This is a genomic window from Testudinibacter sp. P17/SS/0325 (assembly GCF_053570765.1).
This window is the reverse complement of the sequence record NZ_CM131635.1, coordinates 906,240-923,935: the sequence shown is the minus strand read 5'-3', so window position 1 is coordinate 923,935 and position 17,696 is coordinate 906,240. Positions and strand designations below refer to the sequence as shown.

The 17,696-nt window shown below is 48.9% G+C and carries 6 protein-coding genes; 3 read left to right on the top strand and 3 right to left on the bottom strand.

The window, feature by feature from the left end; translation table 11 throughout:
* Positions 1-74 precede the first annotated feature (74 nt).
* From ACWA50_RS04355 to tsaA, 3 genes are all read right to left on the bottom strand, one after another.
* Complete coding sequence (locus tag ACWA50_RS04355) at positions 75-11,723, bottom strand: Ig-like domain-containing protein (RefSeq protein ID WP_449343120.1); 11,649 nt, start codon at positions 11,721-11,723, stop codon at positions 75-77.
* A 95-nt stretch (positions 11,724-11,818) separates the two neighbouring features.
* Complete coding sequence (locus ACWA50_RS04350; protein WP_431054093.1) at positions 11,819-12,646, bottom strand: OmpA family protein; 828 nt, start codon at positions 12,644-12,646, stop codon at positions 11,819-11,821.
* A 1,035-nt stretch (positions 12,647-13,681) separates the two neighbouring features.
* On the bottom strand, positions 13,682-14,422 hold the full coding sequence (gene tsaA / locus ACWA50_RS04345; protein ID WP_431054092.1) for a tRNA (N6-threonylcarbamoyladenosine(37)-N6)-methyltransferase TrmO: 741 nt from the start codon (positions 14,420-14,422) through the stop codon (positions 13,682-13,684).
* A 127-nt stretch (positions 14,423-14,549) separates the two neighbouring features.
* On the opposite strand from tsaA, the gene ACWA50_RS04340 reads away from it, so the two are divergent.
* The 3 genes from ACWA50_RS04340 (at position 14,550) to ACWA50_RS04330 (ending at position 17,680) form a co-directional block, all read left to right on the top strand.
* Complete coding sequence (locus ACWA50_RS04340; protein WP_431054091.1) at positions 14,550-15,464, top strand: 1,4-dihydroxy-2-naphthoate polyprenyltransferase; 915 nt, start codon at positions 14,550-14,552, stop codon at positions 15,462-15,464.
* A gap of 60 nt (positions 15,465-15,524) precedes the next feature.
* Complete coding sequence (gene rraA, locus ACWA50_RS04335; protein ID WP_431054090.1) at positions 15,525-16,037, top strand: ribonuclease E activity regulator RraA; 513 nt, start codon at positions 15,525-15,527, stop codon at positions 16,035-16,037.
* 221 nt (positions 16,038-16,258) lie between these two features.
* On the top strand, positions 16,259-17,680 hold the full coding sequence (locus ACWA50_RS04330) for a DASS family sodium-coupled anion symporter (RefSeq protein ID WP_431054089.1): 1,422 nt from the start codon (positions 16,259-16,261) through the stop codon (positions 17,678-17,680).
* The last annotated feature ends 16 nt before the right edge of the window (positions 17,681-17,696 follow it).

Genomic DNA, 17,696 nt, shown 5'->3' with positions numbered 1-17,696 from the left:
TTTTCAAACCCTGTAAAAAACCGCACTTTTATTGCTAAAAGTGCGGTTTGAGGTTATTTAAAATAGGTTATCGGTTAGATAACGATAATGCCTTGTTGGATATAAACATCGTTATCAGAACTACTGGCTGCACTATTATGACGATATATATCGTAAGTGATTCCCTCAACTGTCGTCGATGACTGCTTAACCCAACTACCATTGTAATAACTATTTCCAACAGCACCATTATCCACTAAGCTAATCTTAGCCACTCCGTCATTATTCCAATTACTTTGTCCTAAATCAACTTTATTTGTGCTTCCTCCCATAACATAGAAATTACCTTCACGAGTATTATCATTAAACAAATCACCATAACGAATATCTAAAACTGCTTGATTTTTCAGTTGAATCTGTTCAAAGCCAGTGAAATTAACTGTAGAAATATGAGAGATCACATCATTACCTGAAGCAACATTGCTATCTACAATTAATTTATCAATACCTGTTCCACCAAGCATTTTACTATTAAACGAGCCAAGATCATTATATCCCATCCCAGCATTACCACTCCAAGTCAAGGTATCATTACCGGCTCCCATATCGACTAATGCAGAGCCATCTCCTCGTCCAAACGTTTTAGTGATAGTCACAGAGTCATTACCATCTCCCATATAAACTTTTGAGTTATCACGAATCTGGTCAACAATAAGGGTATCATTTCCCCCACCTAAATCAATTTTGGAAGAGTAATACATAATCCCTTTTCCGTTCCGACTGCCATCAGCATTGACCCCTAAAATAACAGTGTCATCTCCAGTTAAAGAGGATATTCCTGAATCTTTAACATCTCTAGGATTCCCTATTGGTGTATACGGAGAGCTATCTAGTGCAATCGGTGTATTTGCGGTATCTCCGATAATCGTAGCATCCTGTAAATAATTATAGGTAGTTAATGTATCATCACCAGCCCCTAAAATAATAGTACTGTCATAAATATGCCCCCCAAAATCCCTACCAGTATAGGTAGCTTTAGCGTCTAAACTTTGATCTGCTCGTAAAGCGGTTCCATTATCAGTAATTATAATAGAGTCATTGCCACTTCCCATATCAATAATACTGCTAGATTTAACATCGCCCCCCTGTAAACGTAAAGTATCATTACCAGCTCCAGTTAGTATTGTTGCATTTTGAATATCATCACGATCATTAAAAATACTAGAAAAATCCCCTACAATAATAGTATCGTTTCCATCTCCTGAAGTAACCCAACTTCTGTTAGTTCCTCCAATAATATCATTACCAATCAGTAAAGTATTATTACCATTTCCAAGAGCAATCCCGCCGTCCATATTGTTACTACCGACACTTTGAGAGAGCTTAACATAATCATCTCCGTCTAGCGTATTCAAAACAGCGCCTCGTTCAATATTACCAATACCTAAACCAGTTTCTGCTTTTCCTGCTTCATTATAACCAATCAAAATTTTATCAGAGTTTTCACTAGTAAATTGGAAATTCTTATTAGCTGTATCAGCAGAAGCAATAGTTCCCTCCCAATTAGCGCCATTTCTATCATTTAAGTCCACCCATAATGTCCTAATTGCCAATACATTTTGTACTGTAAAATCAACATCAATAGGCTTAGATTTCAAACCAGTTTGATCAATCGCAATAACCTTATAAGGACCAAATTTATTTGGAGCGGTTTCAAAATCATTACTATCTCTAGTACTTATGTTTGCTGACGTTGAGGTTAGCCCCCCTCCATTCTCAGTTAAGGCAAACTCTCCACCACTGGATATTAAATAACGCCCATCTTTACTGATATTAGTCTCTGTACCATCATCATTCAAAAAGCGATATTGTACAACCTGATTATCTTTATCGGTGGCAGTAACTTTTCCTAAGACATCACTTATCAAAGAGTTTTCAAAATATTCAATCGAAGCTATTCTCTCGGCAAACACTGGATTAAATAACAATTTTCTACTTGCATCTGCAATATTGCCCGCATTGTCCTCCAACTTCACTTCCACAGTTGAACCAGATTGAATGACTCCCTCAGCAAAAGTCATTTTTCCAGTTTTAGAATCAAATGTTCCAGCAGGTTGTGGACCACTAAAAGTAAAGTTCCAATTTCCATCAGTACCTTTTGTAGAGACAGCTGTTTGTTTGTTACCTGCAGTATCAAAGTAAAAAGTAGTTAATTTATAAGCTTGTTGATCGTTCGTTTCAACAGTAACAGTACCATATCCCTCCTGATTAATAATTGGCTGTTCAGCTGAAAGATTTACAATAAATGGCTTTCCTTCTGTCCATTTTGTAGGATCCGCCGGCGTAGCTGTACTTGCATTACCTGCTGCATCAACCGCCATAACTAATGGAAACTTTTGACCATCGCTCATATCTTTAGTAATTTTAATACTAAATTTACCTGTATCATTAGCCTTATCAGCATAATAAGAGCCATCAACATAAATTCTCACCGTAGTACCTGGTTCAGTAACCCCCTCTAAAGTCGGTTGTTTAACATTAGTAATATTATCTGTATCAGAGTACCCACTATCGGATATTTGGGCTAATTTTAATTCTGGTATTACAGGTGGAGTTTTATCAATAAAGACATCATTCAAACTACCAACTACAGAAGACTGCCCATCTTTATTTTGACGAACTAAGATAGAAGGATATGTTCCCTCCGCTAATTCAAAAGTAGCAGTATTTCCTGTAATCCCTGGAATTACTATCCAAGTATTACCACCATCAATACTGTATTCTCGGGTTGTTCCTTCCTCTAAATTAGAAACATTAATCATGCCATTGTTCGTTATCTTATCAGCTGAACTAAATCCAGTATCACTAACTAAAGTAACTATCGGCTGAGCCGGTAAAAGAATTGTAGGCGCTTCAACCTTAACTTCATTCGATTCATTACCATCCGCATCACTGGCTGTCGCTTTGACTTCCGTACTGTCTTTCACCGCCTCTTCAGCAATCGTTACCTTGCCGGTACCCGCTTCCAATGTGACACCTTCAACCGGTGCCGCCAGCTCCCATGTTCCGTCGTCTTTCTTGTTCACGGTCACGGTTTTCTCGGTGCCGTCTTCAGCGGTGAACTTAACTTCAACTGACTTTGTATCTACATCCGCCGGTGGCGTAATGCTGACATCACCGTTATCTTCTGCTGTCGCCGTCGGCGCACTCGGGGCAGTCACATCTTTCGCAACCACGGTCGCATTCGCTGAGTCCTGCGTACCGTCATTGGCTTTTGCCGTTACGGTAGAACCGTCTTTCACTGCGTCCTCAGCAATCGTTACCTTGCCGGTATTCGGGTCTAACGTGACACCTTCAACCGGTGCCGCCAGCTCCCAAGTACCGTCGTCTTTCTTGTTCACGGTCACAGTCTGTTCCGCACCGTTCTCATCAGTAAACTTAACTTCAACTGACTTCGTATCCACATCCGTCGGTGGCGTAATGCTGACATCACCGTTCTCTTCCGCAACCGCACTTGGTGCTGCCGGCGCATTGGTGTCTTTCGCCGTCACTTCTGCCGGTGTAGAGGTATTGCCGTCAACGTCTTTCGCCGTCGCCGTCACTTTACCGTTGTCTTTCACCGCACTTTCGTCAAGTGTTACCTTGCCGGTATTCGGGTCTAACGTGACACCTTCAACCGGTGTCGCCAACTCCCAGGTACCATCGTCTTTCTTGTTCGCCGTCACCGTTGCTTCCGTACCATCCGGTTTGGTGAATGTCACTTCAACCGACTGCGTATCATCATCCGTCGGTGGCGTAATGCTGACATCGCCGTTCTCTTCCGCAACCGCACTTGGTGCTGCCGGCGCATTGGTGTCTTTCGCCGTCACTTCTGCCGGTGTAGAGGTATTGCCGTCAACGTCTTTCGCCGTCGCCGTCACTTTTCCGTTGTCTTTCACTGCGTCCTCAGCAATCGTTACCTTGCCGCTGTCAGTGTCTAACGTGACACCTTCAACCGGTGCCGCCAACTCCCAAGTACCGTCATCTTTCTTGTTCACGGTCACAGTCTGTTCCGCACCGTTCTCATCGGTAAACTTAACTTCAACCGACTTCGTATCCACATCCGCCGGTGGCGTAATGCTGACATCACCGTTCTCTTCCGCTGTCGCCGTCGGCGCACTCGGGGCAGTCACATCTTTCGCAACCACGGTCGCATTCGCTGAGTCCTGCGTACCGTCATTGGCTTTTGCCGTTACGGTAGAACCGTCTTTCACTGCGTCCTCAGCAATCGTTACCTTGCCGCTGTCAGTGTCTAACGTGACACCCTCAACCGGTGCCGCCAGCTCCCAAGTACCGTCGTCTTTCTTGTTCACGGTCACGGTTTTCTCGGTGCCGTCTTCAGCGGTGAACTTAACTTCAACTGACTTCGTATCTACATCCGTCGGTGGCGTGACAGTAACACTGCCGTTCTCTTCCGCAACCGCACTTGGTGCCGCCGGTGCAGTCGTGTCTTTCGCCGTCACTTCTGCCGGTGTAGAGGTATTGCCGTCAACGTCTTTCGCCGTCGCCGTCACTTTACCGTTGTCTTTCACCGCACTTTCCGCAAGCGTTACCTTACCGGTATTCGGGTCTAACGTGACACCCTCAACCGGTGCCGCCAACTCCCAAGTACCGTCGTCTTTCTTGTTCACGGTCACAGTCTGTTCCGCACCGTTCTCATCAGTAAACTTAACTTCAACTGACTTCGTATCCACATCCGTCGGTGGCGTAATGCTGACATCACCATTATCTTCCGCAACCGCACTTGGTGCTGCCGGCGCGGTCACATCTTTCGCAACCACGGTCGCATTCGCTGAGTCCTGAGTACCGTCATTGGCTTTTGCCGTTACGGTAGAACCGTCTTTCACTGCGTCCTCAGCAATCGTTACCTTGCCGGTACCCGCTTCCAATGTGACACCTTCAACCGGTGCCGCCAGCTCCCAGGTACCGTCGTCTTTCTTGTTCACGGTCACGGTTTTCTCGGTGCCGTCTTCAGCGGTGAACTTAACTTCAACTGACTTCGTATCTACATCCGTCGGTGGCGTGACAGTAACACTGCCGTTCTCTTCCGCAACCGCACTTGGTGCCGCCGGTGCAGTCGTGTCTTTCGCCGTCACTTCTGCCGGTGTAGAGGTATTGCCGTCAACGTCTTTCGCCGTCGCCGTCACTTTACCGTTGTCTTTCACCGCACTTTCCGCAAGCGTTACCTTGCCGGTACCCGCTTCCAATGTGACACCTTCAACCGGTGCCGCCAACTCCCAAGTACCGTCGTCTTTCTTGTTCACGGTCACAGTCTGTTCCGCACCGTTCTCATCAGTAAACTTAACTTCAACTGACTTCGTATCCACATCCGTCGGTGGCGTAATGCTGACATCACCATTATCTTCCGCAACCGCACTTGGTGCTGCCGGCGCGGTCACATCTTTCGCAACCACGGTCGCATTCGCTGAGTCCTGAGTACCGTCATTGGCTTTTGCCGTTACGGTAGAACCGTCTTTCACTGCGTCCTCAGCAATCGTTACCTTGCCGGTACCCGCTTCCAATGTGACACCTTCAACCGGTGCCGCCAGCTCCCAGGTACCGTCGTCTTTCTTGTTCACGGTCACGGTTTTCTCGGTGCCGTCTTCAGCGGTGAACTTAACTTCAACTGACTTCGTATCTACATCCGTCGGTGGCGTGACAGTAACACTGCCGTTCTCTTCCGCAACCGCACTTGGTGCCGCCGGTGCAGTCGTGTCTTTCGCCGTCACTTCTGCCGGTGTAGAGGTATTGCCGTCAACGTCTTTCGCCGTCGCCGTCACTTTACCGTTGTCTTTCACCGCACTTTCCGCAAGCGTTACCTTACCGGTATTCGTATCTAGCGTGACACCTTCAACCGGTGCCGCCAGCTCCCATGTTCCGTCGTCTTTCTTGTTCACGGTCACGGTTTTCTCGGTGCCGTCTTCAGCGGTGAACTTAACTTCAACTGACTTCGTATCATCATCCGCCGGTGGCGTAATGCTGACATCGCCGTTATCTTCTGCTGTCGCCGTCGGCGCACTCGGGGCAGTCACATCTTTCGCAACCACGGTCGCATTCGCTGAGTCCTGCGTACCGTCATTGGCTTTTGCCGTTACGGTAGAACCGTCTTTCACCGCGTCCTCAGCAATCGTTACCTTACCGGTACCCGCTTCCAATGTGACACCTTCAACCGGTGCCGCCAACTCCCAAGTGCCGTCATCTTTCTTGTTCACGGTCACGGTTTTCTCGGTGCCGTCTTCAGCGGTGAACTTAACTTCAACTGACTTCGTATCTACATCCGTCGGTGGCGTGACAGTAACACTGCCGTTCTCTTCCGCAACCGCACTTGGTGCCGCCGGTGCAGTCGTGTCTTTCGCCGTCACTTCTGCCGGTGTAGAGGTATTGCCGTCAACGTCTTTCGCCGTCGCCGTCACTTTACCGTTGTCTTTCACCGCACTTTCCGCAAGCGTTACCTTACCGGTATTCGGGTCTAACGTGACACCCTCAACCGGTGCCGCCAACTCCCAAGTACCGTCGTCTTTCTTGTTCACGGTCACAGTCTGTTCCGCACCGTTCTCATCAGTAAACTTAACTTCAACTGACTTCGTATCCACATCCGTCGGTGGCGTAATGCTGACATCACCATTATCTTCCGCAACCGCACTTGGTGCTGCCGGCGCGGTCACATCTTTCGCAACCACGGTCGCATTCGCTGAGTCCTGAGTACCGTCATTGGCTTTTGCCGTTACGGTAGAACCGTCTTTCACTGCGTCCTCAGCAATCGTTACCTTGCCGGTACCCGCTTCCAATGTGACACCTTCAACCGGTGCCGCCAGCTCCCAGGTACCGTCGTCTTTCTTGTTCACGGTCACGGTTTTCTCGGTGCCGTCTTCAGCGGTGAACTTAACTTCAACTGACTTCGTATCTACATCCGTCGGTGGCGTGACAGTAACACTGCCGTTCTCTTCCGCAACCGCACTTGGTGCCGCCGGTGCAGTCGTGTCTTTCGCCGTCACTTCTGCCGGTGTAGAGGTATTGCCGTCAACGTCTTTCGCCGTCGCCGTCACTTTACCGTTGTCTTTCACCGCACTTTCCGCAAGCGTTACCTTACCGGTATTCGGGTCTAACGTGACACCCGTAACTGGGTTATCCAGCTCCCAAGTACCGTCGTCTTTCTTAGTCGCCGTCACCGTTGCTTCTGTACCATCCGGTTTAGTGAATGTCACTTCAACCGACTGCGTATCATCATCCGCCGGTGGCGTGACAGTAACACTGCCGTTCTCTTCCGCAACCGCACTTGGTGCCGCCGGTGCAGTCGTGTCTTTCGCCGTCACTTCTGCCGGTGTAGAGGTATTGCCGTCAACGTCTTTCGCCGTCGCCGTCACTTTACCGTTGTCTTTCACCGCACTTTCCGCAAGCGTTACCTTACCGGTATTCGTATCTAGCGTGACACCTTCAACCGGTGCCGCCAGCTCCCATGTTCCGTCGTCTTTCTTGTTCACGGTCACGGTTTTCTCGGTGCCGTCTTCAGCGGTGAACTTAACTTCAACTGACTTCGTATCATCATCCGCCGGTGGCGTAATGCTGACATCACCGTTCTCTTCCGCTGTCGCCGTCGGCGCACTCGGGGCAGTCACATCTTTCGCAACCACGGTCGCATTCGCTGAGTCCTGCGTACCGTCATTGGCTTTTGCCGTTACGGTAGAACCGTCTTTCACCGCACTTTCCGCAAACGTTACCTTGCCGGTATTCGTATCTAGCGTGACACCTTCAACCGGTGCCGCCAGCTCCCATGTTCCGTCGTCTTTCTTGTTCACGGTCACGGTTTTCTCGGTGCCGTCTTCAGCGGTGAACTTAACTTCAACTGACTTCGTATCTACATCCGCCGGTGGCGTAATGCTGACATCACCGTTATCTTCTGCTGTCGCCGTCGGCGCACTTGGAGCAGTCACATCTTTCGCAACCACGGTCGCCTCTGCCGAGTCCTGCGTACCGTCATTGGCTTTTGCCGTTACGGTAGAACCGTCTTTCACCGCACTTTCCGCAAGCGTTACCTTGCCGGTATTCGTATCTAACGTGACACCCTCAACCGGTGCCGCCAACTCCCAAGTACCGTCGTCTTTCTTGTTCACGGTCACAGTCTGTTCCGCACCGTTCTCATCGGTAAACTTAACTTCAACCGACTTCGTATCCACATCCGCCGGTGGCGTAATGCTGACATCGCCGTTATCTTCTGCTGTCGCCGTCGGCGCACTCGGGGCAGTCACATCTTTCGCAACCACGGTCGCATTCGCTGAGTCCTGCGTACCGTCATTGGCTTTTGCCGTTACGGTAGAACCGTCTTTCACCGCGTCCTCAGCAATCGTTACCTTACCGGTACCCGCTTCCAATGTGACACCTTCAACCGGTGCCGCCAACTCCCATGTTCCGTCGTCTTTCTTGTTCACGGTCACAGTCTGTTCCGCACCGTTCTCATCGGTAAACTTAACTTCAACTGACTTCGTATCCACATCCGCCGGTGGCGTAATGCTGACATCACCGTTCTCTTCCGCAACCGCACTTGGTGCCGCCGGTGCAGTCGTGTCTTTCGCCGTCACTTCTGCCGGTGTAGAGGTATTGCCGTCAACGTCTTTCGCCGTCGCCGTCACTTTACCGTTGTCTTTCACCGCACTTTCGTCAAGCGTTACCTTACCGGTATTCGTATCTAACGTGACACCCTCAACCGGTGCCGCCAGCTCCCATGTTCCGTCGTCTTTCTTGTTCACGGTCACGGTTTTCTCGGTGCCGTCTTCAGCGGTGAACTTAACTTCAACTGACTGCGTATCATCATCCGTCGGTGGCGTGACAGTAACACTGCCGTTCTCTTCCGCAACCGCACTTGGTGCCGCCGGTGCGGTCGTGTCTTTCGCCGTCACTTCTGCCGGTGTAGAGGTATTGCCGTCAACGTCTTTCGCCGTCGCCGTCACTTTACCGTTGTCTTTCACCGCACTTTCCGCAAGCGTTACCTTACCGGTATTCGTATCTAGCGTGACACCTTCAACCGGTGCCGCCAGCTCCCATGTTCCGTCGTCTTTCTTGTTCACGGTCACGGTTTTCTCGGTGCCGTCTTCAGCGGTGAACTTAACTTCAACTGACTTCGTATCATCATCCGCCGGTGGCGTAATGCTGACATCGCCGTTATCTTCTGCTGTCGCCGTCGGCGCACTCGGGGCAGTCACATCTTTCGCAACCACGGTCGCATTCGCTGAGTCCTGCGTACCGTCATTGGCTTTTGCCGTTACGGTAGAACCGTCTTTCACCGCGTCCTCAGCAATCGTTACCTTACCGGTACCCGCTTCCAATGTGACACCTTCAACCGGTGCCGCCAACTCCCAAGTGCCGTCATCTTTCTTGTTCACGGTCACGGTTTTCTCGGTGCCGTCTTCAGCGGTGAACTTAACTTCAACTGACTTCGTATCATCATCCGTCGGTGGCGTGACAGTAACACTGCCGTCCGCTTCCGCAACCGCACTTGGTGCCGTAACATCAGGACCAGAACCAGTAACTTGTGTAGGATCACTGGTGTTGCCGCTTGGATCGGTGGCGGTTACCGGATAGGTTTTGCCGTCTTCCAATGCCGGGGTCACTACTAAGCTATAGTCGCCGTTTTCATCGGCTTTTGTAGTTACGTCCGCTTTGCCGTCACCGTTGGTATCGATACCGACGGTGGAGCCCGGCTCCGCTTTGCCGCTAATTGTGGTGCTGTCCGCTTTACCGTCACCGTCTTTGTCGCTATTCGTCACGTCGGTGACCGTTGGCGCATTCGGAGCGGTGGTGTCGCCGGTTACATTAGTCGGATTGCTGGTGTTGCCGCTTGGATCGGTGGCGGTCACCGGATAGGTTTTGCCGTCTTCCAATGCCGGGGTCACTACTAAGCTATAGTCGCCGTTTTCATCGGCTTTTGTGGTTACGTCCGCTTTGCCGTCACCGTTGGTATCGATACCGACGGTGGAGCCCGGCTCCGCTTTGCCGCTAATTGTGGTGCTGTCCGCTTTACCGTCACCGTCTTTGTCGCTATTCGTCACGTCGGTGACCATTGGCGCATTCGGGGCGGTGGTGTCGCCGGTTACATTAGTCGGATTGCCGGTGTTGCCGCTTGGATCAGTGGCGGTCACCGGATAGGTTTTGCCGTCTTCCAATGCCGGGGTCACTACTAAGCTATAGTCGCCGTTTTCATCGGCTTTTGTGGTTACGTCCGCTTTGCCGTCGCCGTTGGTATCGATACCGACGGTGGAGCCCGGCTCCGCTTTGCCGCTAATCGTGGTGCTGTCCGCTTTACCGCCACCGTCTTTGTCGCTATTCGTCACATCGGTGACCGTTGGCGCATTCGGGGCGGTGGTGTCGCCGGTTACATTAGTCGGATTGCTGGTGTTGCCGCTTGGATCGGTGGCGGTCACCGGATAGGTTTTGCCGTCTTCCAATGCCGGGGTCACTACTAAGCTATAGTCGCCGTTTTCATCGGCTTTTGTGGTTACGCCCGCTTTGCCGTCGCCGTTGGTATCGATACCGACGGTGGAGCCCGGCTCCGCTTTGCCGCTAATTGTGGTGCTGTCCGCTTTACCGTCACCGTCTTTATCGCTATTCGTCACATCGGTGACCGTTGGCGCATTCGGGGCGGTGGTGTCGCCGGTTACATTAGTCGGATTGCCGGTGTTGCCGCTTGGATCGGTGGCGGTCACCGGATAGGTTTTGCCGTCTTCCAATGCCGGGGTCACTACTAAGCTATAGTCGCCGTTTTCATCGGCTTTTGTGGTTACGTCCGCTTTGCCGTCGCCGTTGGTATCGATACCGACGGTGGAGCCCGGCTCCGCTTTGCCGCTAATCGTGGTGCTGTCCGCTTTACCGTCACCGTCTTTGTCGCTATTCGTCACATCGGTGACCGTTGGTGCATTCGGGGCGGTGGTGTCGCCGGTTACATTAGTCGGATTGCCGGTGTTGCCGCTTGGATCGGTGGCGGTCACCGGATAGGTTTTGCCGTCTTCCAATGCCGGGGTCACTACTAAGCTATAGTCGCCGTTTTCATCGGCTTTTGTGGTTACGTCCGCTTTGCCGTCGCCGTTGGTATCGATACCGACGGTGGAGCCCGGCTCCGCTTTGCCGCTAATTGTGGTGCTGTCCGCTTTACCGTCACCGTCTTTGTCGCTATTCGTCACATCGGTGACCGTTGGCGCATTCGGGGCGGTGGTGTCGCCCGCCGGTTCATTACTATTACTACCGCTTCCGCCGCCACCAACAGCCAATGCCACACCGCCAACAACAGCACCGGCCGCCAGTAACCACCACGGGCTAAATACCCAAAACGGGCTAATTTCATGACCACCTAGCGCCTGAGGTGCGGACATTTGCTCTGCCAACATACTAACTGCATCCGAATTTTGTCCTGATTCCGGCACATAGGCATAAATATTGCCATTTTCATGTTCGCCGATAATCAGATTCGTAGAGCCTTCGTCGCTATAATAATCTTCGATAATTACATCCGGCACATTATCGCCGTTTTCTAATAATAGTTGCAGATCATCGCCGACCCGTTTGGCTATAATATTTTGCGGCCCCAAGCCTGTGGCATCTTCAATCAGCTGATAATTTACGTTTTCTTGCGCTTTAATAATTAATGTTTCGCCATTGACAACTTTATAATTAGCAATTTCTGTTTTTGCGCTTAAAACTTTTAATGTGATTGACATAATATAATTCCTATAACAATTAATTTAATAAAATAGTAAAACCCATAACACAAGCAGTTATCGGGTTTGAAATATGTTGAAATATTGAGTGAACGTTATTTTTTACGACCATAAACAACAATATCTACTCGTCTATTGGGTAAATTACACTGTGTTTGGGCGGCAATATCATGCGGATAAAGCAATGCACAATCCTCAACCAGCAGCGACGTTTCTCCGTATCCGACCGCTACAATCGGCAGTGCTACCGCATATTCAGTCAGGATATTACTAATTGATTTAGCCCGTTTTTCAGATAAAAGTTGATTATAATCAGCACGTCCTCTCGGATCGGCATGACCGCTGACTACAATTTGCCCGATATCCTTCGGATCCATTGCGTTTATTTTTTCGGCGAATCGGCGGATATTCTGCTGACCGTCGATCAGCACTTTGTCATAAGCATATTGATTCAATGGAAAAGTGATTTCGGCATTCACTGACGTTGCCGCCAAAATATAGCTATCATCTTGACAGCGCGAGGCCGGCACTCTGGATAATGTTTGGCTTTGCATATTTAAGGCGGATAAGTCTTTCAGTGCAGTTTCCGTTGCAACGAATTCAAAACGTGGCAAACCACTTTTGGAATTTTTAATTTTTATATAAGTGACTTGTTGACTAGGCGAAGCAAATTTAAACCCTTCGGTTCTATTGCCTGCCATTGTATCGCTGCTGAATGAGGCGCTGACTAAGTGTGGTTCGGCACACAATAAGATCGCGCTGAAACCGTTTTCCAGCAGTGAGGTTTGATAGTTTCCGTCGATATAAATATTAATCGCCGGTCCGTTTAATTGCTGCTGTCGATAGAAAACAAGCTGTGTTTGTCCGAGTGGAATATCTTGGGTATTAATATCAACAGATTGATAATTTTCCCATTGTTCCAATGCATGGAGAGGAGGTGAAGATGAATCGGATAAGGAGGTTAAATCAGAAGGCGAAGTCGAACAGGCGCTCAACCCGAATAAAACAAGGCTCAGTGCAAACAGGCGTATTACGGCAATTGATCTCCAACCAATAAACAGGCTGCGCGAGGCTGCGCGAGGCTGCGCGAGGCTGCGCGAGGCTGCGCGAGGCTGCGCGAGGCTGCGCGAGGCTGCGCGAGGCTGCGCGAGGCTGCGCGAGGCTGCGCGAGGCTGCGCGAGGCTGCGCGAGGCTGCGCGAGGCTGCGCGAGGCTGCGCGAGGCTGCGCGAGGCTGCGCGAGTATTATAATGATTTTGTAGCATATATCCTCTTAATTTTGTTTATATTTAACATCTTAATTAATTAAAAAATAATTTAAATATACCTTAATAACTTTGAATCTTGCTTAACGTCTGCTGATAATATCATTTGTAAAATGCGTGTCAATCAAACTTACAGTTAAAACTTACCTCAACTTTAAAAAACGATAAACCCAATCAATAAATCACTTGATTAGGATCTTTTTGTAAACATAAAAAGTGAAATTATCTGCAAAATAACTGCTCATTTAATAAGAATTGCACAAAAAAGACCATTATTTTATAAACATATAAATTTTTAAGAAAAAGACGCTAAGTTAAGCTGAATCTTCCGACAGTGATTTGATTATTAGTAACGCAAGTTGACAAATTTTGTTGTTTTCAGTGCAGCCATACTTTGCTTAACTATGTATACACGACTTTCCAACATGCATTGTCAGCAAAGCAACAACTAATTACAGTGACATTATCTAAAAACATTACATTACTCTCGATAATCTTCTTCAAGAAGTCGAAGTAACGCACATTGAAAATAGGAGAGATAGAATGAAATATATTGAGAGCGCTAAATTAGCTCGATAACTATAATATTAGAAAGTTTCGGTGAATAATAATCGAAAGCCGATTGTGCCACTGTGAATGATTTGACATTTGGTTTTCAAATACTTCAATTAACCATTTAACTTTTTGGAAACAAATTAAAAAATACGCTTCTTCCGCTCAACAGCCACCACTTGCGCTACGTTATATTCGATAAAACAAAACCGGACGTTGAACTGCCAAATACTCATGCCGTACAGCCGTTCGCCGCTTTGTTGCTGTTGGTAGGCTGGGCGCGGATCTTGCTGAATCAGCTCGCGGATAAAACGTTGCAGGTTCGGATAGCGAGGCGTGTACTGCTGAATTTGTTGCAATACTTCGGACAGAAACCGCACTTCGATCGCGCTTGTCGGTTTTTGTTGGGCAAAACCGCTACGCGCATCGGCTTGACTGTCAGCATAAGCAAGATAAGGTTTAATATCAAAAATCGGAGTGTGATTGACGAGATCAATACTGCCGACCTGCAACCGCACTTTGCCTTGGCTGAGATCGATCGCTTTCAATTCCACTTTCGACAGCCCCAACGGATTGGGGCGGTGGGTGGCGCGCGAGGCGAAAACGCCGACCCGTTGATTGCCGCCCAAGCGCGGTGGGCGCACCGTCGGCTGCCACTTGTTTGCGGCAATACGATCAAACTGAAAGATCAGCCACAGATGGCTAAATTGTTCCAAACCGCGCACCGCCTCCGCCTGATTATACGGCGGCAGTAATTCAATCACGCCTTGTCCGTCTTGCACCAAATCCGGTTGGCGCGGCACGGAAAATTTTTCATTATAGGGGGTATGCGCCACCGCAACCGGTTGCAGGGTGAGCGGAGCAAAACAAAATTCAGATGACATTTTTCAGATTCTCGATAAAAAGCGGCAAAATACCTTGTCAAATCAAAACAAGCCGGATATTTTCGCCTATAATAGCACCCAAATCAGTCAAGTGCGGTATAAACCGCTTTTATTATTATCAGGGAATATGAACAAAACCGTTTTTAGAATGTGGCTGGAAACCGCCCGCCCGAAAACCTTGCCGTTAGCGTTGGCGTCGATTGTCACCGGCTCTGCTTTAGCCGCATCCAGTGGCGTCTTTAGCTGGGCAATTACGTTGTTGTCAATTCTGACCGCACTTTTATTGCAAGTGGTATCGAATTTTGCCAACGATTACGGCGATCACCTCAAAGGCTCGGACACCGCCGAGCGTATCGGACCGCTGCGCGGCATTCAGCATGGCGTGATCACGCCAAAACAACTGCGCAACGGACTGATTATCACGATTATTGCCAGTTTGTGTTCGGGTTTGGCATTGATTCTGGTGGCAACCGAAAGTTGGCAGGATCTGCTGGCGTTTTTGCTGTTGGGCGTGTTGGCGGTGATTGCCTCGATTACTTACACCATCGGACGCAAACCTTACGGTTATATCGGTTTGGGCGATATTTCGGTGCTGATGTTTTTCGGTTGGCTCGGGGTCGGCGGCACTTATTATTTGCAAGCGCACCAGATCAACTTTCCAATCTTAATGGTGGCAACCGCCTGCGGGCTATTGGCAACCGCCGTGTTAAATATCAATAATTTACGCGATATTGAACAAGATCGCAAAGCCGGTAAAAACACGCTGGCGGTGCGCTTGGGCGACAAACCGGCAAAAATTTATCACAGCGTGCTAATCGTGGCGGCGATTCTGCTCTATCTTGCCTTCGGCTTATTATATTTTCCACATTGGTCGGGTTGGCTGGCGGCGGCGGCATTTCCTTTACTGCTCAAACACGCTTGGTCGGTGCTACGTGCCAACGACCCGAAACAACTGCGCCCGATGTTGGCACAAATGGCAATGTTGGCGCTGTTAACCAACCTGCTGTTCAGCCTTGGCTTATTACTTGGGTTTTATTGGTAATTTGTTTGTTTACTGTTTATACTAGCCGCAACGGATTTTTCATCAATTAAGGATACCCTCATGCGTATTGATACCTCTGAGTTGTGTGATATTTATCAAGATCAAATCGACGTGGTCGAACCGATTTTTTCCAGTTTTGGCGGGCGCAGTGCGTTTAGCGGTAAAATCACCACTGTCAAATGTTTCGAAAGTAACGGCTTGATCGAAGAAGTATTGGAAGAAGACGGCTTGGGGCGGGTGCTGTTGATTGACGGCGGCGGTTCGGTGCGCCGTGCTTTGATTGATTCCGATTTAGCGCAACTGGCGGTTGATAATGATTGGGAAGGGATTATTGTCTACGGCGCGGTGCGCCAATTGGATATTCTGGAAAGTCTGGATATCGGCATTCATGCGTTGGCGCCGATTCCGGTCTCCGCCGACGATAAAACCATCGGCGAAACCGAGGTGCCGGTGAATTTCGGCGGCGTGTCGTTCTTGCCGGAAGATTATGTCTATGCCGATCTGACCGGGATTATCCTTTCGCCTGAACCACTGGAACTCAACAACCGAGAGGATGACAATTTTAACGATTAACCGCTTGTTCCCTCTGTGACTATCAGCCCGAGCTAATCAAATCAGCCCGGGCTTTTTATTGCCCGATAGGGTGTTCCGTGATTATTTTCTGTTTGAGGTCACATTTTTGACAATTATTTATTTCATTTAGTTAATAAAATCGTAACAGCCTGTTATATTGATAACATTACACTAAATAAGTGTATTCTCCTTCTGGTTGTATTAAAATTAAGGAAACCACGATGATCGATAAAAAAATAAACAAACCGGAGCCGCTACAAAGTGGCATTGAAGATCGCGAATTAAGACGCGGCGGTATCATTTTTCTAGCCAATATTATCCTCTTTTTCCTGCTGCTCAATTTTCTGCCGTTCAATATGAATGAAAATAAGGGGCTGGCATTACTGGTGTTTATCGGTATTCTTTGGTTGACTGAAGCCGTTCATGTGACCGTGACCGCACTTTTGGTACCGATTATGGCAATTGCGCTTGGTTTGGTCACCACCAGCACTGCTTTGGCAACGTTTGCCAACCCGACGATTTTCTTGTTCTTCGGCGGTTTCGCCCTGGCGACCGCACTGCACATTCAGGGCTTGGATAAAATCATCGCCAATAAAATCATGAATTTAGCCAGAGGAAAACTGTTCCTTGCGGTGATTTACCTGTTCACGACCACCGCATTCCTCTCGATGTGGATGAGTAACACCGCCACCGCAGCGATGATGTTGCCGTTGGCGATGGGAATTCTGAGCAAGATGGATAAAAATTCCGATCACAACACCTATGTGTTCGTATTACTCGGGATTGCCTACAGCGCCAGTATCGGCGGGATGGGCACGGTGGTCGGCAGCCCGCCGAATGCGATTGTTGCCTCACAACTTAACATCAGTTTTGCCCAATGGATGTCATACGGGCTGCCGGTGATGATTTTAATGATGCCGTTAATGATCGGTGCATTGTATCTCACCTTCAAACCAAAATTGACCGCCACCTTTGAAAAAACCTTCGAAGAACAAAGCCTGCACCGCAAACAGTATGTCGCATTGGCAATCTTTGTGGTGATTGCCTTATGCTGGGTATTTAGCGGACAAATCAATCCGTTACTCTCCTCATTATTCGGCTTGGAAAAGAATATGGCTAGCTTCGACAGCATTATTGCCCTGATTGCAGCCGTTGCTATCTGTATCAGCCGAGTCGCCGCTTGGGAAGATATCCAGAAAAATACCGACTGGGGCGTGTTGATGTTATTCGGCGGCGGTTTGACCCTAAGTGCGGTACTGCGTGATTCCGGCGCCAGTAAAATCTTGGCGGATATGGTGGTTGCCGCGATTGAGGGAGGACACTTCTATATTATCGGTCTGGTGGTTGCCGCCTTTATTATTTTCCTGACCGAGTTCACCTCCAACACTGCCAGTGCGGCATTGTTAGTGCCGATCTTCATCAGGATTGCCGAAACCTTGGGTATGCCGCCGCTAGGCTTATCACTGATTATCGGTTTGGGTGCCTCTTGCGCCTTTATGTTGCCGGTCGCCACCCCGCCGAATGCAATTGTGTTCGGTACCGGGCAAATCAAACAAAGCGAAATGATACGCGCCGGTGTCCGGTTGAATATCGTCTCGGTATTCATAATTGGCACAATAGCTTACCTGTTCTGGTTTCACTAAACCTTGAATAATTGGT